Origin of the sequence: Pseudomonas sp. FG1 (genome assembly GCF_034313875.1) — a bacterium.
GTDB classification, from domain to species: domain Bacteria; phylum Pseudomonadota; class Gammaproteobacteria; order Pseudomonadales; family Pseudomonadaceae; genus Aquipseudomonas; species Aquipseudomonas veronii.
In genome coordinates this window covers 5,363,845-5,382,014 of the sequence record NZ_JAVIWP010000001.1, presented here as the reverse complement: position 1 = coordinate 5,382,014, position 18,170 = coordinate 5,363,845, and the positions used below count along the sequence as shown (strand labels likewise).

General features: G+C 59.3%; 16 protein-coding genes. 3 read left to right on the top strand and 13 right to left on the bottom strand.

Annotated features, from left to right (window positions below; all coding sequences use genetic code 11):
- Nucleotides 1-70: 70 nt before the first annotated feature.
- The 11 genes from RGV59_RS24520 to RGV59_RS24470 all read right to left on the bottom strand — a co-directional run bounded on the left by RGV59_RS24520 (nucleotide 71) and on the right by RGV59_RS24470 (nucleotide 12,727).
- Complete coding sequence (locus RGV59_RS24520; protein WP_003219572.1) at nucleotides 71-745, bottom strand: NuoB/complex I 20 kDa subunit family protein; 675 nt, start codon at nucleotides 743-745, stop codon at nucleotides 71-73.
- Between the two features lie 10 nt (nucleotides 746-755).
- The gene (locus tag RGV59_RS24515; RefSeq protein ID WP_003219575.1) at nucleotides 756-1,169 is read right to left on the bottom strand and encodes an NADH-quinone oxidoreductase subunit A; all 414 of its coding nucleotides are present in this window, start codon (nucleotides 1,167-1,169) and stop codon (nucleotides 756-758) included.
- A gap of 657 nt (nucleotides 1,170-1,826) precedes the next feature.
- Nucleotides 1,827-3,152 (bottom strand): isocitrate lyase, encoded by a 1,326-nt coding sequence (gene aceA / locus RGV59_RS24510; RefSeq protein ID WP_024076175.1) that lies wholly within the window; start codon nucleotides 3,150-3,152, stop codon nucleotides 1,827-1,829.
- A 491-nt stretch (nucleotides 3,153-3,643) separates the two neighbouring features.
- Nucleotides 3,644-4,381, bottom strand: a complete 738-nt coding sequence (locus tag RGV59_RS24505; RefSeq protein ID WP_017848056.1) for a secretin N-terminal domain-containing protein — start codon at nucleotides 4,379-4,381, stop codon at nucleotides 3,644-3,646.
- Nucleotides 4,382-4,870: 489 nt separating this feature from the next.
- Nucleotides 4,871-5,293, bottom strand: coding sequence for a GNAT family N-acetyltransferase (locus RGV59_RS24500; protein ID WP_017848055.1), 423 nt, complete (start codon nucleotides 5,291-5,293; stop codon nucleotides 4,871-4,873).
- Nucleotides 5,286-6,455: a cupin domain-containing protein gene (locus RGV59_RS24495; RefSeq protein ID WP_102617237.1), complete on the bottom strand. Its 1,170-nt coding sequence runs from the start codon at nucleotides 6,453-6,455 to the stop codon at nucleotides 5,286-5,288. Before RGV59_RS24495 ends, RGV59_RS24500 begins: the two co-directional genes overlap by 8 nt.
- Before the next feature lie 84 nt (nucleotides 6,456-6,539).
- On the bottom strand, nucleotides 6,540-7,910 hold the full coding sequence (gene purB / locus RGV59_RS24490; RefSeq protein ID WP_017848053.1) for an adenylosuccinate lyase: 1,371 nt from the start codon (nucleotides 7,908-7,910) through the stop codon (nucleotides 6,540-6,542).
- 125 nt (nucleotides 7,911-8,035) lie between these two features.
- On the bottom strand, nucleotides 8,036-8,659 hold the full coding sequence (gene hflD / locus RGV59_RS24485; RefSeq protein WP_017848052.1) for a high frequency lysogenization protein HflD: 624 nt from the start codon (nucleotides 8,657-8,659) through the stop codon (nucleotides 8,036-8,038).
- Entirely contained in the window at nucleotides 8,656-9,780 is a 1,125-nt protein-coding gene (gene mnmA, locus RGV59_RS24480; protein WP_046485054.1) for a tRNA 2-thiouridine(34) synthase MnmA, read from the bottom strand. Before mnmA ends, hflD begins: the two co-directional genes overlap by 4 nt.
- Nucleotides 9,781-9,839: 59 nt before the next feature.
- The gene (locus RGV59_RS24475) at nucleotides 9,840-10,286 is read right to left on the bottom strand and encodes an NUDIX hydrolase (RefSeq protein WP_017848050.1); all 447 of its coding nucleotides are present in this window, start codon (nucleotides 10,284-10,286) and stop codon (nucleotides 9,840-9,842) included.
- 215 nt (nucleotides 10,287-10,501) lie between these two features.
- Entirely contained in the window at nucleotides 10,502-12,727 is a 2,226-nt protein-coding gene (locus RGV59_RS24470) for an NADP-dependent isocitrate dehydrogenase (protein ID WP_017848049.1), read from the bottom strand.
- Between the two features lie 505 nt (nucleotides 12,728-13,232).
- On the opposite strand from RGV59_RS24470, the gene icd reads away from it, so the two are divergent.
- A complete protein-coding gene (icd, locus tag RGV59_RS24465; RefSeq protein ID WP_026140163.1) occupies nucleotides 13,233-14,489 on the top strand; it encodes an NADP-dependent isocitrate dehydrogenase in 1,257 nt (418 codons plus the stop codon).
- Between the two features lie 79 nt (nucleotides 14,490-14,568).
- Here icd and cspD read toward each other — a convergent pair whose 3' ends face one another.
- Entirely contained in the window at nucleotides 14,569-14,847 is a 279-nt protein-coding gene (gene cspD, locus RGV59_RS24460) for a cold shock domain-containing protein CspD (protein ID WP_032804724.1), read from the bottom strand.
- 224 nt (nucleotides 14,848-15,071) lie between these two features.
- Between cspD and clpS the strand changes: the two genes are divergently transcribed.
- Together clpS and clpA are read left to right on the top strand one after the other, a co-directional pair.
- Nucleotides 15,072-15,440, top strand: coding sequence for an ATP-dependent Clp protease adapter ClpS (gene clpS, locus RGV59_RS24455; RefSeq protein ID WP_010567912.1), 369 nt, complete (start codon nucleotides 15,072-15,074; stop codon nucleotides 15,438-15,440).
- A gap of 29 nt (nucleotides 15,441-15,469) precedes the next feature.
- Nucleotides 15,470-17,740 carry an ATP-dependent Clp protease ATP-binding subunit ClpA gene (clpA, locus tag RGV59_RS24450; RefSeq protein WP_017848046.1) on the top strand — a complete coding sequence of 757 codons (2,271 nt, stop codon included), beginning with the start codon at nucleotides 15,470-15,472 and terminating at the stop codon, nucleotides 17,738-17,740.
- Nucleotides 17,741-17,925: 185 nt separating this feature from the next.
- Here the strand turns inward: clpA and infA are convergent, their stop codons facing one another.
- The gene (gene infA, locus RGV59_RS24445) at nucleotides 17,926-18,144 is read right to left on the bottom strand and encodes a translation initiation factor IF-1 (protein ID WP_002553999.1); all 219 of its coding nucleotides are present in this window, start codon (nucleotides 18,142-18,144) and stop codon (nucleotides 17,926-17,928) included.
- Nucleotides 18,145-18,170: the final 26 nt, after the last annotated feature.

Genomic DNA, 18,170 nt, shown 5'->3' with positions numbered 1-18,170 from the left:
TTTTTTATCGCTTTCGGTCAACGTAAAGAATGAAGCCAGGTTTTCGTTCTATAAAAGAAGCGGCTCTGGATCAGACTTCGTCGGGGCTGCGCAGGTTGGTGACCTGAATACGCTGTTCGCGGCGCTGTTCCTTTTGTGACGGCATCTCGGCGCGGTAAACGCCTTGATCTCCGACAACCCAGGAAAGTGGGCGACGCTCCTTGCCAATCGATTCCTGCAACAGCATCAAGCCTTGCAGAAATGCTTCGGGGCGGGGCGGGCAGCCAGGCACGTAGACGTCCACGGGCAGGAACTTGTCCACCCCCTGAACAACGGAGTAGATGTCGTACATGCCACCGGAGTTGGCGCACGAACCCATGGAGATAACCCACTTCGGCTCGAGCATTTGCTCGTAGAGACGCTGAATGATCGGCGCCATCTTGATAAAGCAGGTACCGGCGATAACCATGAAATCCGCCTGACGCGGCGAGGCCCGGATCACTTCGGCGCCGAAGCGCGCGATGTCGTGGGGCGCCGTGAAGGCGGTGGTCATTTCCACGTAGCAGCAGGACAGACCGAAGTTGTACGGCCACAGGGAGTTTTTACGCCCCCAGTTGACCGCGCCGCTCAGCACGTCTTCCAGCTTGCCCATGTAGATGTTTTTGTGGACTTGGTCTTCTAACGGATCGGAAACGGTTTCCCGTTCGCCGATGGGGTACTGCTCGTTAGGAGCATCCGGGTCGATCCTGGTGAGATTGTATTGCATCGCCAAAGCCTCATTGTTTCAGCTTCGCTTGCCGCTTGCGACGAGCTTCCGGAGCCCAATCAAGGGCGCCCACTCGAAATAGGTAGACAAGGCCTGCCAACAGAATTGCTATGAAAACGAGGGCTTCGACGAATCCGGTCCAGCCGCTTTCGCGGACGGACACAGACCAGGCAAAGAGAAAGAGGGCTTCGATATCGAAGATCACGAAGAGCATCGCGACCAGATAGAATTTGGCTGAGAGCCGCAAGCGGGCGCCACCTGTGGGCAGCATGCCGGACTCGAACGGTTCGTTTTTGCTGCGGCCCCAGGCTTTTGACCCGAGTAGGCTGGAGACGCCGAGCATGAAGGCACAGAGGCCGACAACACCGAGGAGGAAAATGGCAAAGCCCCAGTTGTGGGCCATGAGTCCTGTCGCTTCGGTCATGCTGGTAATCCTTAGCAGAGAGCAAAGGTCTCTGAGCTCGAAAAAGTAACAATGCAGTGACGATATGTCGCAGCGCAATCAATCGCGGTGATTTTATGGCTAAACACCGGGCAAGTAAAATTCATATAGCGAAATTATTCGGTGGAATAAGCACATAGTACGCCTCCGTAGGGCTACAGCCCTTGAGTTACGGGCATTAGCCGGCTTTTTATCAAATATGTTTTGTTTAACCTGTAACGACGCTTTCATGGTCCAAATGATAATGAATGTTATTTGGGTGGGCGTTAAGCGGGTGGTTGCGGTGTGGTGCAGGAAGTTGTCGTTACTTGCTTGATTACCGCTAGTTGCCGGAGCGCATCTTTTAACTGATTTATCTGAACCAAATACCGCTTTGGATCAATGTTTCACACAAATTCTTCTGGTTGGCCCATTCCTCGATGTGGGAGGGGGCTTGCCCCCGATGGCGGTGGATCAGCAGCAGAGGTATTGACTGGCACACCGTAATCGGGGGCAAGCCCCCTCCCACATTTTTGAGCTTTGTGGTGTCAGGGGGATTTTCTTTGGGCAAAAAAACGCCCCGAACCAGTCGGGGCGTCAGGTCGTGCGGCATTGCGGTTAGCTGTTTACCGGGGCCGCAATGGCCGTTTGCTCAGTCACTCAGTGGAACTGTTCTTCTTCGGTCGAACCGGTCAGCGCGGTCACGGACGAGGTGCCGCCCTGGATCACGGTGGTCATGTCGTCGAAGTAGCCGGTGCCCACTTCCTGCTGGTGAGCCACGAAGGTGTAACCCTTGGCGGCGTCAGCGAATTCCTGCTCCTGCAGTTTCACGTAGGCGGTCATGTCGTTGCGGGCGTAGTCGTGCGCCAGGTTGAACATGCTGTGCCACATGTTGTGAATGCCGGCCAGGGTGATGAACTGGTGCTTGTAGCCCATGGCGGACAGTTCGCGCTGGAACTTGGCGATGGTCGCGTCGTCCAGGTTTTTCTTCCAGTTGAAGGAAGGCGAGCAGTTGTAGGACAGCAGTTGGTCCGGGTATTCCTTTTTGATCGCTTCGGCGAAGCGACGGGCTTCTGCCAGGTCCGGCTTGGCGGTTTCGCACCAGATCAGGTCGGCGTAAGGCGCATAGGCCAGGCCGCGAGCGATGGCCTGGTCGAGACCGGCGCGCACTTTGTAGAAGCCTTCCTGGGTACGTTCGCCAGTGACGAACGGTTGGTCATACGGGTCGCAGTCCGAAGTCAGCAAGTCGGCAGCGTTGGCGTCGGTACGGGCCAGGATGATGGTCGGTGTGCCGGCAACGTCAGCCGCCAGACGGGCAGCGGTCAGCTTCTGTACAGCTTCCTGGGTCGGTACCAGTACCTTGCCGCCCATGTGGCCGCATTTTTTCACCGAGGCCAGTTGGTCTTCGAAGTGAACGCCGGCGGCGCCTGCTTCGATCATGCTCTTCATCAGCTCGTAGGCGTTCAACACGCCGCCGAAACCGGCTTCGGCGTCAGCCACGATCGGTGCGAAGTAGTCGATGTAGCCTTCGTCGCCTGGGCCTTTACCGGCTTTCCACTGGATCTGGTCGGCGCGACGGAACGAGTTGTTGATGCGCTTGACCACGGTCGGTACGGAGTCCACCGGGTACAGCGATTGGTCGGGGTACATGGATTCAGCGGAGTTGTTGTCCGCTGCCACTTGCCAGCCGGACAGGTAGATCGCCTGGATACCGGCTTTTACCTGTTGGACTGCCTGGCCACCGGTCAGGGCGCCCATGCAGTTGACGAAATCTTTGTCGGGACGGAAGGATGGCTTGGCGCCCTGGGTGACCAGGTTCCACAGCTTCTCGGCGCCGAGTTTTGCAAAAGTGTGCTCAGGTTGAACCGAGCCACGCAGGCGGACGACGTCAGCAGCGGAATAAGCGCGGGTCACGCCTTTCCAGCGTGGGTTTTCAGCCCAGTCTTTTTCAAGGGCTGCAATTTGCTGTTCGCGTGTCAGTGCCATGGAGATAAACCTCGTCGCATAGGTCTGGGTGGAAAATTCCGTTTGCCAGCCACGTATACAGTGCGTGGGCTTGGCTGCTCGCTGACCAGAAGCACAGGTGTTCAAGTCAAGTCTGGCGGGGAAGCGACGGGATGAACGAATAACGAGGGGGAGTGGGGCAGGTAGGGGCAAACTGCGAACGGTCTTCGGGCGTCGTGGGCCTTGGGGCGATTCATCAGTGTGTAGCCGGGTTACCTGGTTAGCTTCCGTCCCTCGGGACAACTTCGTTCCAGTCGCAACCTCGTCAAACACACCTTGTGGGCGGTACAGACACGAATCGGCTCAGTTGGGTAGCTTAGAGCGACGATCCGAAGGCCCTTGCCAGGGCCTCTGATTAGCGGGAGCGAGGCCATCATGCCCATGCTTTTTTGGATCGTCAAATGTTTTGTAGTGCTTTTTTTCAGGCACTACATCTTTAGTCTTATACGACTCATCAGTCAGTTATCGGTGCTTCAGTTCAAGGTGTCGACTTTAACCCGTAAAGTCAGGTCGTCGCGGCCCTGGGTAGCGTAAGTGCGGGTCGTAGAGGATTTGTCGGCCTGGGTTTCGCGATTGATGCCGGCCAGCGGAATCCACTCGCCCAGGCGGCCGCTGACGGTTGTGTCGGTACTTTGCACGTTCACTACATCGGGACGCTCCTGGCTCATGCGGTCACGGTTGGTACTGATCGCCAGGTGTACGGTGTCGCCGGTCACGCTGGCGGTCACGTAGAAACCCTGGGTGACGTTGCGGTATTGGGTCTGGTTCTGCGGGCGTCCGTAGGCATCGGGCTGGGTGGTGGTCAGTGGCACGCTCTGGCCTACCTGGATCAGTGCGGGCACGCCTTCACTGGCCTGGATCTGCTGGATGCCGCCGTCGCGGCTGGCGGTGCCGTAGCTGATGATGCGGGTCTGGCTGTCGCCGCTGCTTTGCTGGTTGTTTTCGTTGGTGTCGACGGTGATCAGCAGGCGCTTGGCCGGTATGTCCAGTTGCGAGAGCAGGGTGCGCAGGTCCTGGATCCTGACAGGGTCGGCATTGACGATCAGTTGATTGCCGTAGGCGCTGACGGTGCCGTCCTTGCCGAGGAAGTTCTGCGCCACGGGCAGCAGGTCGGCGCTGGTACGGTGGCTCAAATTGACGACTTCGGTGTCGGCCGCCGCTGTGAAGCTGGCGGTCAGGAGGAGGGCGGTGAGCAGGGTGCGTAGGGACATGTCCGTTATCTCTGCGAGTCATAAGGCTTGATAGTGCCAGTTTGTCGGCCTGGCGGGTCGCAAGTTGAATCGTAGACGGCAAAACACCCTGGCATCGGTGGATGGCAGGGTGTTTTGGGGTGCTGCTGGTAATGCTATCGGGGGCAAGCCCCCTCCCACACTTGACGGCATTCCAAGGGACGCTCTCGGTCAAAATGTGGGAGGGGCAAGCCCCCTCCCACACTTGACGGCATTCCAAGGGACGCTCTCGGTCAAAATGTGGGAGGGGCAAGCCCCCCTCCCACACTTGACGGCATTCCAAGGGACGCTCTCGGTCAAAATGTGGGAGGGGCAAGCCCCCTTCCACACTTGACGGCATTCCAAGGGATGCTCTCGGTCAAAATGTGGGAGGGGCAAGCCCCCCTCCCACACTTGACGGCATTCCAAGGGATGCTCTCGGTCAAAATGTGGGAGGGGGCTTGCCCCCGATAGCAGCGACGCGGTCCCGGATCAGCCCTCGCGCACCATATCGACGTGCGGAATCCCGACTTCAAGGAATTCCTCGCTGACGATCTTGAAGCCCAGTCGCTCATAGAACGGCGCGGCATAGACCTGCGCACTGAGGAACTGTTTGTTCTGGCCGCGCTTCTCGGCTTCGCCAATCACGGCTTCCATCAGCTTGTCGCCGACTTTAAGCCCGCGCCAATCCTTGAGGACCGACACGCGGCCGATCTCGCCGCTGGGCAGCAGGCGAGCGGTGCCAATCGGAAAGTCGCCCTCGAACGCGAGGAAATGCACGGCGTCCGCGTCGTCTGCGTCCCATTCCAGTTCGGGTGGGACCGATTGTTCGGCGATAAATACCGCTTCACGAATGCGCCGAATCTCGGCGATATCCTTATGCCAGTTCGCGACATTGACGTGAATCTTATTCATCGGCAAACCCCAGGCTTCCCTGCTTGACCAGCTCGCACATCAGGTCGCGGGCATCGTCGTCCGCCAGCCATTCGCTCAGGTTGTCGATGTGCAGGGCGTCGGCTGCGCAGATCATTTTCAGCAGTTCGCGCAGCTTGCCCGGCAGGTAACGGCTCTGGCCGCTGGCGAACAGCAGCAGGTCGTCGTCGACTTCGGACCAGGCCATGCGCGCGCTTGGGTTGCGGATCAATACGCCGCCATCTTCCAGGCTGCCGACCACGTCTTCTTCCAGCAGTTCTTCCGGGCCGGCGACCAGTTCCGGGTAGCGCGGCTCGGTCATGAACTGGCCGAACCAGGTCAGCAGCATGCGCTCGTCGCTCATGTGCTCGGCCAGCAGGCTCTTGAGGCGGTCGAGGGCATCGCTCTGGATTTGGTGTGGGTCGCTGGTCGGCTGGATGTCGGCGTCGGTGTAACGCTCTTCGTCGGTCAGGTACTGGCTGAGGAAGTCGGTGAAGTGGGTCAGCACTTCGGCGGCGCTTGGCGCGCGGAAGCCGACCGAGTAGGTCATGCAGTCATCTTCGGCAATGCCATAGTGGGCCAGGCGTGGCGGCAGATAGAGCATGTCGCCCGGTTCCAGCACCCATTCGGCGATCTCTTCGAATTCGGCGAGGATGCGCAGGTCGGCGTGTTGCAGCATCGGGCTGTCAGAGCTGCACATCTGGCCGATCTTCCAGTTGCGCTTGCCATGGGCTTGCAGCAGGAACACGTCGTAGTTATCGAAGTGCGGACCCACGCTGCCACCGGGCGCGGCGAAGCTGATCATCACGTCGTCGATGCGCCAGCTGGGCAGGAAGCGGAACTGTTCGAGCAGTTCGGCGACTTCCGGCACGAACTGGTCGACCGCCTGCACCAGCAGGGTCCACTCGCGCTCGGGCAGGGTGCTGAAGGTGTCTTCGGCGAACGGGCCGCGGCGCAGTTCCCACGGACGCTCGCCGTGTTCGATCACCAGGCGCGACTCGACTTCTTCTTCCAGGGCCAGGCCGGCCAGTTCATCGGCGTCGATCGGGCTTTCGAAATCAGGAATGGCCTGACGGATCAGCAGCGGTTTTTTCTGCCAGTAGTCGCGCAGGAATTCCCGTGCCGTGATGCCGCCCAGAAGTTGAAGAGGGATATCAGGATTCATGTGTAACCTATTGAAAAAAAGCACTTTTCAGACTGGAATAAAAACGCCCGGCGCGGCCGGGCGTCTCAAAGGGGCTTGCGATGATCAGATGCGTTTGGCTTGGGCCACGGCGTTGCCGATGTAGTTGGCCGGGGTGAGCAGTTTCAGCTCGGCCTTGGCAGCGGCGGGCATGTCCAGGCCGTCGATGAAAGTTTGCAGTGCTTCAGGGCTGATGCCTTTGCCGCGCGTCAACTCTTTGAGCTTCTCATACGGGTTTTCGATGTTGTAGCGGCGCATCACGGTCTGGATCGGTTCGGCCAGAACTTCCCAGCATGCATCCAGGTCAGCGGCGATTTTCTGCTCGTTGAGTTCCAGCTTGCTGATGCCTTTGAGGCTGGCTTCGTAGGCGATCACGCTGTGGGCAAAGCCCACGCCGAGGTTGCGCAGTACGGTGGAGTCGGTCAGGTCGCGCTGCCAGCGGGAGATCGGCAACTTGCTGGCCAGGTGCTGGAACAGGGCGTTGGCGATGCCAAGGTTGCCTTCGGAGTTTTCGAAGTCGATCGGGTTGACCTTGTGCGGCATGGTCGACGAACCGATTTCGCCGGCAATGGTGCGCTGCTTGAAGTAGCCCAGGGAGATGTAGCCCCAGACGTCACGGTCGAAGTCGATCAGGATGGTGTTGAAGCGCGCAATCGCGTCGAACAGCTCGGCGATGTAGTCGTGCGGTTCGATCTGCGTGGTGTACGGGTTGAAGCCCAGGCCCAGTTCGTCTTCGATGAAGGCGCGGGCGTTGGCTTCCCAGTCGACCTCCGGGTAGGCCGACAGGTGGGCGTTGTAGTTGCCCACGGCGCCGTTGATCTTGCCCAGCAGCGGGACGGCCGCCACTTGAGCGATCTGGCGCTCCAGGCGATACACCACGTTGGCCAGTTCTTTGCCCAGGGTGGTCGGCGAGGCCGGTTGACCGTGGGTGCGCGACAGCATCGGCACAGCGGCGAAGCGGATCGCCAGTTCGCGGATGGCTTCGGCGGTCTGGCGCATCAGCGGCAGCATCACCTCATCACGGCCTTCGCGCAGCATCAGGGCGTGGGACAGGTTGTTGATGTCCTCGCTGGTGCAGGCGAAGTGGATGAATTCGCTGACGTTGGCCAGTTCCGGCAGCTTGGCCGCTTGCTCTTTGAGCAGGTATTCGATGGCTTTGACGTCGTGGTTGGTGGTGCGCTCGATCTCTTTGACACGCTCGGCGTGCTCCAGAGAGAAGTTTTCCGCCAGAGTGTTCAATACCGCGTTGGCTTCGGCGGAGAACGCCGGCACTTCACTGATGGCAGGGTGAGCGGCCAGGCGCTGGAGCCAGCGCACTTCAACCAGTACGCGGGCACGGATCAGGCCGTATTCACTGAAAATCGGGCGCAGGGCCTGGGTCTTGCCGGCGTAGCGGCCGTCAACAGGGGAAACCGCAGTGAGCGAAGAGAGCTGCATGGGGTGTTCTCGGACAGTCGGGCAACGAAATGGGGCGCGTATCATACATGAAAAAATCCGCCGGTCCGTTGCCAACTGACCGGCGTATTACGCGTAACGGCTTGAAAATAGCCCGTGGCTGCGACTTATTCGTTGCGCATCAACGGGTAAAGCTCTTTGAGCAATTTGCGACGGCTGATGACCAACTGCCAACGATGACCGCCCAACTGGCGCCACAACCGCGCCGAGCGGATACCGGCCAGAAGCAGGGCGCGGATCTTCGAGGCGTTGTTCGGTTGTTGCAGGTTGCGCATGTCGCCATGCACCTGGATGCGCTGGCGCAATGTGCTCAAGGTGTCCTGGTACAGCGCGCCGCAGGCGGCGATGACGTTTTCGTGGGCCGGGCCGAAGTGTTCAACCTGGGACTGGATCTGCGGCAGGCGCTTGCCGATGGTCTCCAGCAGGTCGTCACGCTTGGCCAGTTGGCGCTCGAGGCCGAGCATCGACAGGGCGTAGCGCAGCGGTTCGCGCTGCAAGGTGCTCGGGTCGCGTTCCAGTGCGCCGACCAGTGCGCGGTAGCCTTCACGCAGCGCCAGGTCGTCACCGCCATAGACTTCCAGGGTATCCTTGGGGTCGCGAACCAGCAGGCTGCCGAGCATGCAGGTCAGGCCGGCCTCGGTAACCTGGCCGGTCTTGGCGATCTTGTCCACCAGCACTGCGGCGAGGAAGACCCCGCCGAGTGCCGTCAGTTGCTCCTGGATCGGGCTCATGCCGGGTTGCTCCAGGGTTCGGCGACTTCAATCACGCCGCCCCCCAGGCACACCTCGCCATCGTAGAACACCACGGACTGGCCAGGCGTGACCGCGCGTTGCGGGTCATCGAAGGTGGCGCGGTAACCGTCGGCGGTTTTTTCCAGGGTGCAGGGCTGGTCGCTCTGGCGATAGCGCACCTTGGCGGTCAGGCGGCGCGGCGCGCTCAGGTCCACCGGGTTGACCCAGTAGATATCCGAAGCGAGCAGTGCGCGGGAGAACAGCCATGGGTGGTCATTGCCCTGGCCCACGATCAGTTCGTTGTGCTCCAGGTCCTTGACCAGCACGTACCACGGCTCGTCGCCGGCGTCTTTCAAGCCGCCGATGCCCAGGCCCTGGCGCTGGCCGATGGTGTGGTACATCAGGCCGTGATGGTGGCCGATGACCTCGCCTTCGGTGGTTTTGATCTCGCCCGGTTGCGCTGGCAGGTATTGCTTGAGGAAGTCGCTGAAACGGCGCTCGCCGATAAAGCAGATCCCGGTGGAATCCTTCTTCTTGGCGGTGGCCAGGTCGTGCTGCTCGGCGATCCGGCGCACTTCGGGCTTTTCCAGTTCGCCGACCGGGAACAGGGTCTTGGCGATCTGTTCGCCGCCGACGGCGTGCAGGAAGTAGCTCTGGTCCTTGTTGGGGTCCAGGCCCTTGAGCAGTTCGGTGCGCCCGTCGATGTCACGACGGCGCACGTAGTGGCCGGTGGCAATCAGGTCGGCGCCGAGCATCATGGCGTAGTCGAGGAACGCCTTGAACTTGATCTCGCGGTTGCACAGGATGTCCGGGTTCGGCGTGCGGCCGGCCTTGTATTCGGCCAGGAAGTGCTCGAACACGTTGTCCCAGTACTCGGCGGCGAAGTTGGCGGTATGCAGCTTGATGCCGATCTTGTCGCACACGGCCTGGGCATCCGCCAGGTCGTCCATGGCGGTGCAATATTCCGTTCCATCGTCTTCTTCCCAGTTCTTCATGAACAGGCCTTCCACCTCATAACCCTGCTCCATGAGCAGAACGGCGGAAACGGAAGAATCCACGCCGCCGGACATGCCGACGATGACGCGCTTCTTTTGTGTGTCAGAAGGGGCTGGATCACGCATAGGGTTTCAACGGGTGTCTTGAAAAAGGACGCGATTCTAACAGGCCCGAGCCTTCAAGGCTAAAGAGAAGGTCGGATCAATTCGAGACTGTGGCGAAAGCCGGCCAGATAATCATCGATACACCGGATGATCAGCTCACTGCGCCAGGCGTCGCGCAGGCCCATCAGCTCGTCACGGCTCAGCCAGCGGGCGCGCACGATGCCGTCGTCAAGTTGATAGTCCGGGCGGTGTTTCAGCGCCTTGGCGGTGAAGCAGACCCGCTGGTAGGTCACGCCGTTGCTCGGCGCGGTGTACAGGTAGATGCCGACGATGCCGGTGGCTTCGACGTCCCAGCCGGTTTCTTCGAGGGTTTCACGCACGGCGGCTTCGGTCAGGGTTTCGTGCGGGTCGAGGTGGCCGGCGGGCTGGTTGAGCACGGCGCGGCCGCCCTTGAGTTCTTCGACCATCAGGAAGCGGCCGTTGTCTTCGACGATGGTGGCGACGGTGATGTGGGGTTGCCAGGTCATTGGATGCCTCTCGATTCTGAGTGCGGTGCGGTCTTCAGGCAGGATTGCAGTCGGTGTGGGAGGGGGCTTGCTCTCGATGGCGGTGGGGCAGTCGACTTGTTGGTAGCTGACTCACTGCCATCGGGAGCAAGCTCCCTGCCACATTTGAATCCGGTTTATTCGCTGGAAACACAAACCCCGGCACGGGGCCGGGGTTTGTTTGCATCCTTACAACCTTACTTCAGCTTGGCAATTGCCGCGTTGAGGGTGTTGCTCGGGCGCATGACTTTGCTGGTCAGCTCCGGGTTCGGCGCGTAGTAGCCGCCGATGTCCACTGGCTTGCCCTGTACGGCGTTGAGCTCGGCAACGATGGTTGCCTCGTTCGCGGCGAGGGTCTTGGCCAGTTCGCCGAATTGCGCTTGCAGCGCGGTGTCTTCGGTCTGTGCGGCCAGGGCTTGGGCCCAGTACAGCGCCAGGTAGAAGTGGCTGCCGCGGTTGTCGATGTTGCCGACTTTGCGCGATGGCGACTTGTTGTTGTCGAGGAACTGGCCGGTGGCCTGGTCCAGGGTCTTGGACAGTACCAGAGCTTTCGGGTTGTTGTAAGTCACGCCCAAATGCTCAAGCGATGCGGCCAGGGCCAGGAACTCGCCCAGGGAATCCCAACGCAGGAAGTTTTCTTCCAGCAGTTGCTGCACGTGCTTGGGTGCCGAACCGCCAGCGCCGGTTTCGAACAGACCGCCACCGTTCATCAGCGGCACGATCGACAGCATCTTGGCGCTGGTGCCCAGTTCCATGATCGGGAACAGGTCGGTCAGGTAGTCGCGCAGTACGTTACCGGTCACCGAGATGGTGTCCAGGCCCTTGCGGGTGCGCTCCAGGGTGAACTTCATCGCGTCGACCGGCGACATGATGCGGATGTCCAGGCCGTCGGTGTTGTGGTCTTTCAGGTAGGTCTGGACTTTCTCGATCACCGCACCGTCGTGGGCGCGCTGTGGGTCCAGCCAGAAGATGGCCGGGGTGTTGCTGGCGCGGGCGCGGTTGACGGCGAGTTTGACCCAGTCCTGGATCGGCGCGTCTTTGGCCTGGCACATGCGGAAGATGTCGCCGGCTTCGACGGCCTGTTCCATCAGCAGGTTGCCCTTGCTGTCGGTAACGCGGACGACGCCGTCAGCCTTGACCTGGAAGGTCTTGTCGTGAGAGCCGTACTCTTCGGCTTTCTGTGCCATCAGACCAACGTTCGGCACGCTGCCCATGGTGGTCGGATCGAACGCGCCATTGGCCTTGCAGTCTTCGATGACAGCTTGGTAGATGGTGGCGTAGCAGCGATCCGGGATCACGGCCTTGGTGTCGTGCAGCTGGCCGTCGGTGCCCCACATTTTGCCGGAGTCACGGATCATGGCCGGCATCGAGGCGTCGACGATCACGTCGCTCGGCACGTGCAGGTTGGTGATGCCTTTGTCGGAGTTGACCATCGCCAGGGAAGGGCGAGCGGCGTAGACCGCCTGGATATCGGCTTCGATCTGCGCTTGCTGCTCGGCCGGCAGGGCCTTGATGCGAGCGTACAGGTCGCCGATGCCGTTGTTCAGGTTGAAGCCGATCTGCTCCAGCACGGCGGCGTGCTTGGTCAGGGCGTCTTTATAGAACTCGGCAACGATCTGGCCGAACATGATCGGGTCGGAGACCTTCATCATGGTGGCTTTCAGGTGAACCGACAGCAGTACGCCTTGTTTCTTGGCGTCTTCGATTTCAGCGGCGATGAAGCTGCGCAGGGCGTTCTTGCTCAGCACGGAGCTGTCGATGATTTCGCCAGCTTGTACGGAAGTCTTTTCCTTCAGTACGGTCGCGGTGCCGTCTTTAGCGATCAGTTCGATTTTGACCGCGTCGGCTGCCTCGATCTGTACGGCTTTTTCGCTGCCGTAGAAGTCGCCGTGGCTCATGTAAGCGACGTGGGACTTGGAGTCGGCAGCCCAGGCGCCCATCTTGTGCGGGTGCTTGCGTGCGTAGTTCTTGACCGACAGCGGTGCGCGGCGGTCGGAGTTGCCTTCGCGCAGTACCGGGTTCACGGCGCTGCCCTTGATCTTGTCGTAACGTGCACGGGTTTCTTTTTCCGCGTCGGTGGTTACGGTTTCCGGGTAGTCCGGCAGGGCGTAGCCCTTGGCTTGCAGTTCTTTGATCGCCGCCTGCAGTTGAGGCGTCGAGGCGCTGATGTTAGGCAGCTTGATGATGTTGGCTTCAGGCGTAACGGCCAGGGCGCCCAGTTCGGCGAGGTGGTCCGGGACGGCTTTGGTGCCCAGTTGCTCGGGGAAGCTTGCGAGGATGCGCCCGGCGAGGGAGATGTCGCGGGTTTCCACGGCAATATCAGCGGAAGCGGTGAAGGCCTCTACGATAGGCAGCAGTGAATAGGTGGCGAGGGCTGGTGCTTCGTCGGTGAAGGTGTAGATGATCTTCGAGCGGGTGGGCATATTCGGATTAACTCTCTTCTTTGCTGAAAGCGTGCGCAGAAACTCGAGATGCGCCGGGTAGAGCGCGTTCGTTCAAAGTCATCCATGAGCGAAAGGTCGAGGTTTCTTCGCGGTGATGTTGGGTTGCATCAGTCGAGCGTCAAGCGGGTGGACTATTGTTTAGTCCGGCTTTTCTGGCGCTGGGCGCTGCTTTCTATTGAAGAAGCAGGCAGTCGGCCGTCGTGACTCTTTGGTCAGCGGCGGCATTATACATAGGTCGCTATGCTTACGCCGAGCCTTCATACAAAAGGTGGGTCGTCCATTGGTCTAAAGGTCGCAGGGACCAAGTTGCGCCTAAAGTCGCATGATGTGCTCAAGATTGGCGCTTTTCCCTTTGCTTTCAAGCTTGTAGGCGACTAAATATGCTGTTTTCGATGCAAATGAGCGTGGCGTGAGGTTTAAGTCGTCATTTATCTGGAGTAGGCTCGAACGCAGCCAGATGTTCAATCCATAGATGGAGTTCAGCATGGGATACAAGAAGATTCAGGTTCCGGCAGTCGGCGACAAAATCACCGTCAATGCAGACCATTCTCTCAATGTTCCTGACCAACCGATCATCCCTTATATCGAAGGTGACGGTATCGGTGTCGACATCAGCCCAGTGATGATCAAGGTGGTCGACGCCGCTGTTGAAAAAGCTTACGGCGGCAAGCGCAAGATTTCGTGGATGGAAGTTTACGCCGGTGAGAAGGCGACCCAAGTCTATGACCAGGACACCTGGCTGCCCCAGGAAACCCTGGACGCGGTGCGCGATTACGTAGTCTCCATCAAAGGCCCGCTGACCACGCCGGTCGGTGGTGGCATCCGTTCGTTGAACGTGGCCCTGCGCCAACAACTCGACCTGTATGTGTGCCTGCGCCCGGTGCGCTGGTTCGAAGGCGTGCCGAGCCCGGTCAAAAAGCCTGGCGACGTGGACATGACCATCTTCCGCGAAAACTCCGAAGATATTTACGCCGGGATCGAGTGGAAAGCCGGTTCGCCGGAAGCGATCAAAGTGATCAAGTTCCTCAAGGAGGAAATGGGTGTCACCAAGATCCGTTTCGACCAGGATTGCGGTATCGGCATCAAGCCGGTGTCCAAAGAGGGCACCAAGCGCCTGGCGCGCAAGGCCCTGCAATATGTCGTGGATAACGACCGCGAGTCGCTGACCATCGTACACAAAGGCAACATCATGAAGTTCACCGAAGGTGCCTTCAAGGAATGGGCCTACGAAGTGGCGGCTGAAGAATTCGGCGCAACCCTGCTCGATGGCGGGCCGTGGATGCAGTTCAAGAACCCGAAGACCGGCAAGAATGTCGTGGTCAAGGATGCGATTGCCGATGCCATGCTGCAGCAGATCCTGCTGCGTCCGGCTGAATATGATGTGATCGCGACCCTTAACCTCAACGGTGACTACCTGTCTGACGCCCTGGCGGCGGAAGTCGGTGGTATCGGTATTGCGCCGGGCGCCAACTTGTCCGACACCGTGGCAATGTTTGAAGCCACCCACGGTACCGCGCCGAAATATGCCGGTAAGGACCAGGTCAACCCGGGTTCGCTGATCCTGTCGGCGGAAATGATGCTGCGCCACATGGGCTGGACCGAAGCGGCCGATCTGATCATCAAGGGCACCAATGGTGCTATCTCGGCCAAGACCGTGACCTATGACTTCGAGCGCCTGATGGAGGGCGCGAAGTTGGTGTCGTCGTCGGGCTTTGGCGATGCGCTGATCTCGCACATGTAAACACGCAGGCATAAAAAACGGCTACTCCAATGGGTTGGGTGGCCGTTTTTTATTTGCATGCTTCTCGCTTGGCAGTGAATCAGGCCGTTAGCTTCTTTTCTTTTTGAGCGGCGGATACAACGGGTTTTGCAGGTGTAGTGATCGCGATTGCACAGATATTCACAGCGTGCAGCCCTTTCGGTCCTTGAATGATCTCAAAACTCACAGTTTGGCCCGCTTTCAGCGTTTTGTAGCCATCCATTTTGATCTCGGAATAATGCGCAAAAAGGTCCTCGGTCTTACCTTCTTCATTAATGAAGCCGTAACCCTTGGCATTGTTGAACCATTTGACCTTGCCACTGATCTTGACGCCAGACATACCCATATCCCTCTGCACCAGACTCCATCACTGGAGTATCATCCAGTTTATCCGTCCTAACCCGAATAAATAAGGTTGACTGCGCGGACCTTTTTTACCCACTGTGGGTTCTATTGGTTGTAACACCGATTTGCCGATAGTCAAGGTGACCGAACGGTCAGAGTTGAAATTCTGACAGGTCGCCCCCACCACTGTATTTGAACCACTGACGAACCTTTCTTTCCATGCATGCAATCAGCCAGATTCGACTAACATTCAATCAGGATCGACCGGATCACGAGCACGATGACGACGGTTCTGCAGGCATTGCTGTTCAGGAGGCCAAGCCTGCTCTACAGGCGCCGCCGATGTACAAGGTGGTTTTGTTCAACGATGACTACACACCGATGGATTTCGTGGTCGAAGTACTCGAGGTGTTTTTTAACCTGAACCGCGAGTTGGCGACCAAGGTAATGCTGGCCGTTCACACAGAAGGACGGGCAGTATGTGGAGTGTTTACCCGCGACATCGCCGAGACAAAGGCCATGCAGGTCAACCAGTACGCCAGGGAAAGCCAGCATCCGCTACTCTGTGAAATCGAGAAGGACGGTTAACGCCGACCACTTGGGTATGAGGTGAAGCTATGTTAAACCGCGAGCTCGAAGTCACCCTCAATCTTGCCTTCAAAGAGGCCCGTTCGAAGCGTCATGAATTCATGACCGTCGAGCACCTGCTGCTGGCACTTTTGGATAACGAAGCTGCCGCCACCGTTTTGCGTGCGTGCGGCGCCAACCTCGACAAACTCAAGCATGACCTGCAGGAGTTCATCGACTCCACGACGCCACTGATCCCCGTGCATGACGAGGACCGTGAAACCCAGCCGACCCTGGGCTTTCAGCGGGTATTGCAGCGTGCTGTTTTCCACGTACAGAGCTCCGGTAAGCGTGAAGTCACGGGCGCCAATGTGCTTGTCGCCATCTTCAGCGAACAGGAAAGCCAGGCAGTGTTCCTGCTCAAGCAGCAGAGCGTTGCCCGTATCGATGTCGTCAACTACATCGCCCACGGTATCTCCAAAGTGCCTGGGCACGGCGATCATTCCGAGGGTGAGCAGGAAATGCAGGACGACGAGGGCGGTGAGTCTTCTTCTTCGGGCAACCCATTGGATGCCTATGCCAGCAATCTCAATGAGCTGGCGCGCCAGGGGCGGATCGATCCGCTGGTGGGGCGCGAGGCTGAAGTTGAGCGCGTGGCGCAGATCCTAGCGCGTCGTCGCAAGAACAACCCGTTGCTGGTAGGTGAGGCGGGCGTGGGTAAAACCGCGATTGCCGAAGGCCTGGCCAAGCGTATCGTCGACAACCAGGTGCCGGACTTGCTGGCCAGCAGCGTCGTCTACTCCCTTGACCTCGGCGCGTTGCTCGCCGGGACCAAGTACCGCGGCGATTTCGAGAAGCGCTTCAAGGCGCTGCTCGGCGAGCTGAAAAAACGCCCGCAGGCGATCCTGTTCATCGATGAAATCCACACGATCATTGGGGCTGGTGCGGCCTCCGGTGGTGTGATGGATGCTTCCAACCTGCTCAAGCCGTTGTTGTCGTCGGGTGATATCCGCTGCATCGGCTCGACCACGTTCCAGGAATTCCGCGGGATCTTCGAGAAAGACCGTGCCCTGGCGCGTCGCTTCCAGAAAGTCGACGTGTCCGAGCCTTCGGTTGAAGACACCATCGGCATCCTGCGTGGGCTGAAGGGGCGTTTCGAAGCGCACCATGGCATCGAGTACACCGATGAAGCGTTGCGGGCCGCTGCCGAGCTGGCGTCGCGCTACATCAACGATCGGCACATGCCGGACAAGGCCATCGATGTGATCGACGAGGCGGGTGCCTATCAGCGTCTGCAGCCGGTCGAGAAGCGTGTGAAGCGCATCGACGTGGCTCAGGTCGAGGATATCGTGGCCAAGATCGCGCGGATTCCGCCAAAACACGTCACCACCTCCGACAAAGAGCTGCTGCGTAACCTGGAGCGCGACCTCAAGCTCACCGTGTTTGGCCAGGATGCGGCCATCGACTCGCTGTCCACTGCGATCAAGTTGTCGCGGGCGGGCCTCAAGTCGCCGGACAAGCCCGTCGGTTCGTTCCTGTTCGCCGGCCCGACCGGCGTCGGCAAGACCGAAGCGGCCCGGCAGTTGGCCAAGGCCATGGGCATTGAGTTGGTGCGGTTCGACATGTCCGAATACATGGAGCGTCACACCGTGTCGCGCCTGATCGGTGCGCCTCCGGGCTATGTCGGTTTTGATCAGGGCGGCCTGTTGACCGAGGCGATCACCAAGCAACCGCATTGCGTATTGCTGCTCGATGAAATCGAGAAGGCTCACCCGGAAGTCTTCAACCTGCTGCTGCAGGTCATGGACCACGGCACCCTGACCGACAACAACGGGCGCAAGGCGGATTTCCGCAACGTGATCGTGATCATGACCACCAACGCCGGTGCTGAAACCGCGGCGCGGGCGTCGATCGGCTTTACGCATCAGGATCACTCTTCCGATGCGATGGAAGTGATCAAGAAGAGCTTCACGCCGGAGTTCCGCAACCGTCTGGACACCATTATCCAGTTTGGTCGCCTCAGCCATGAGGTCATCAAAAACGTGGTGGACAAGTTCCTCACCGAGCTTCAAGCGCAGTTGGAAGACAAGCGCGTGCAGCTGGAAGTGACGGACGCGGCGCGCAATTGGCTGGCCGAAGGTGGTTACGACGCGGCAATGGGCGCTCGCCCGATGGCGCGTCTGATCCAGGACAAGATCAAGCGGCCATTGGCCGAAGAGATCCTGTTCGGCGAGCTCTCCGACCATGGTGGCGTGGTGCATATCGACCTGAAGGACGGCGAGCTGACCTTCGAGTTCGAAACCACGGCCGAAATGGCCTGATCGTTCTGCAGCTACGCAAAAGGCGCCGAAAGGCGCCTTTTTACTGTCTTGAAATGTAATTGCCAGAACAATGGCGATCCAATGTGGGAGGGGGGAAGCTCCCTCCCGCATTGGGTTTCGGGTGTCAGGTAAATTCTATACACACAAAAACGCCCGGCATAACCGGGCGTCTTGTATTGACTTGATTAGCGGGCGCGGTAAGTGATGCGCCCTTTGCTCAAGTCATAGGGCGTCAGCTCGACGCGCACTTTGTCACCGGTAAGAATACGAATGTAGTTCTTGCGCATCTTGCCGGAGATATGCGCGGTTACGACGTGCCCATTTTCCAACTCCACACGAAACATGGTGTTGGGCAGGGTGTCGACGACAGTGCCTTCCATTTCGAAGCTGTCTTCTTTCGACATGCAGTAAAGCCCTCGGTATCCAGTGA

Coding starts and splice junctions, on each gene's coding strand:
- RGV59_RS24520 (WP_003219572.1), bottom strand. CDS start 745: ATGCAATACAATCTCACCAGGATCGACCCGGATGCTCCTAACGAGCAG.
- RGV59_RS24515 (WP_003219575.1), bottom strand. CDS start 1,169: ATGACCGAAGCGACAGGACTCATGGCCCACAACTGGGGCTTTGCCATT.
- aceA (WP_024076175.1), bottom strand. CDS start 3,152: ATGGCACTGACACGCGAACAGCAAATTGCAGCCCTTGAAAAAGACTGG.
- RGV59_RS24505 (WP_017848056.1), bottom strand. CDS start 4,381: ATGTCCCTACGCACCCTGCTCACCGCCCTCCTCCTGACCGCCAGCTTC.
- RGV59_RS24500 (WP_017848055.1), bottom strand. CDS start 5,293: ATGAATAAGATTCACGTCAATGTCGCGAACTGGCATAAGGATATCGCC.
- RGV59_RS24495 (WP_102617237.1), bottom strand. CDS start 6,455: ATGAATCCTGATATCCCTCTTCAACTTCTGGGCGGCATCACGGCACGG.
- purB (WP_017848053.1), bottom strand. CDS start 7,910: ATGCAGCTCTCTTCGCTCACTGCGGTTTCCCCTGTTGACGGCCGCTAC.
- hflD (WP_017848052.1), bottom strand. CDS start 8,659: ATGAGCCCGATCCAGGAGCAACTGACGGCACTCGGCGGGGTCTTCCTC.
- mnmA (WP_046485054.1), bottom strand. CDS start 9,780: ATGCGTGATCCAGCCCCTTCTGACACACAAAAGAAGCGCGTCATCGTC.
- RGV59_RS24475 (WP_017848050.1), bottom strand. CDS start 10,286: ATGACCTGGCAACCCCACATCACCGTCGCCACCATCGTCGAAGACAAC.
- RGV59_RS24470 (WP_017848049.1), bottom strand. CDS start 12,727: ATGCCCACCCGCTCGAAGATCATCTACACCTTCACCGACGAAGCACCA.
- icd (WP_026140163.1), top strand. CDS start 13,233: ATGGGATACAAGAAGATTCAGGTTCCGGCAGTCGGCGACAAAATCACC.
- cspD (WP_032804724.1), bottom strand. CDS start 14,847: ATGTCTGGCGTCAAGATCAGTGGCAAGGTCAAATGGTTCAACAATGCC.
- clpS (WP_010567912.1), top strand. CDS start 15,072: ATGCATGCAATCAGCCAGATTCGACTAACATTCAATCAGGATCGACCG.
- clpA (WP_017848046.1), top strand. CDS start 15,470: ATGTTAAACCGCGAGCTCGAAGTCACCCTCAATCTTGCCTTCAAAGAG.
- infA (WP_002553999.1), bottom strand. CDS start 18,144: ATGTCGAAAGAAGACAGCTTCGAAATGGAAGGCACTGTCGTCGACACC.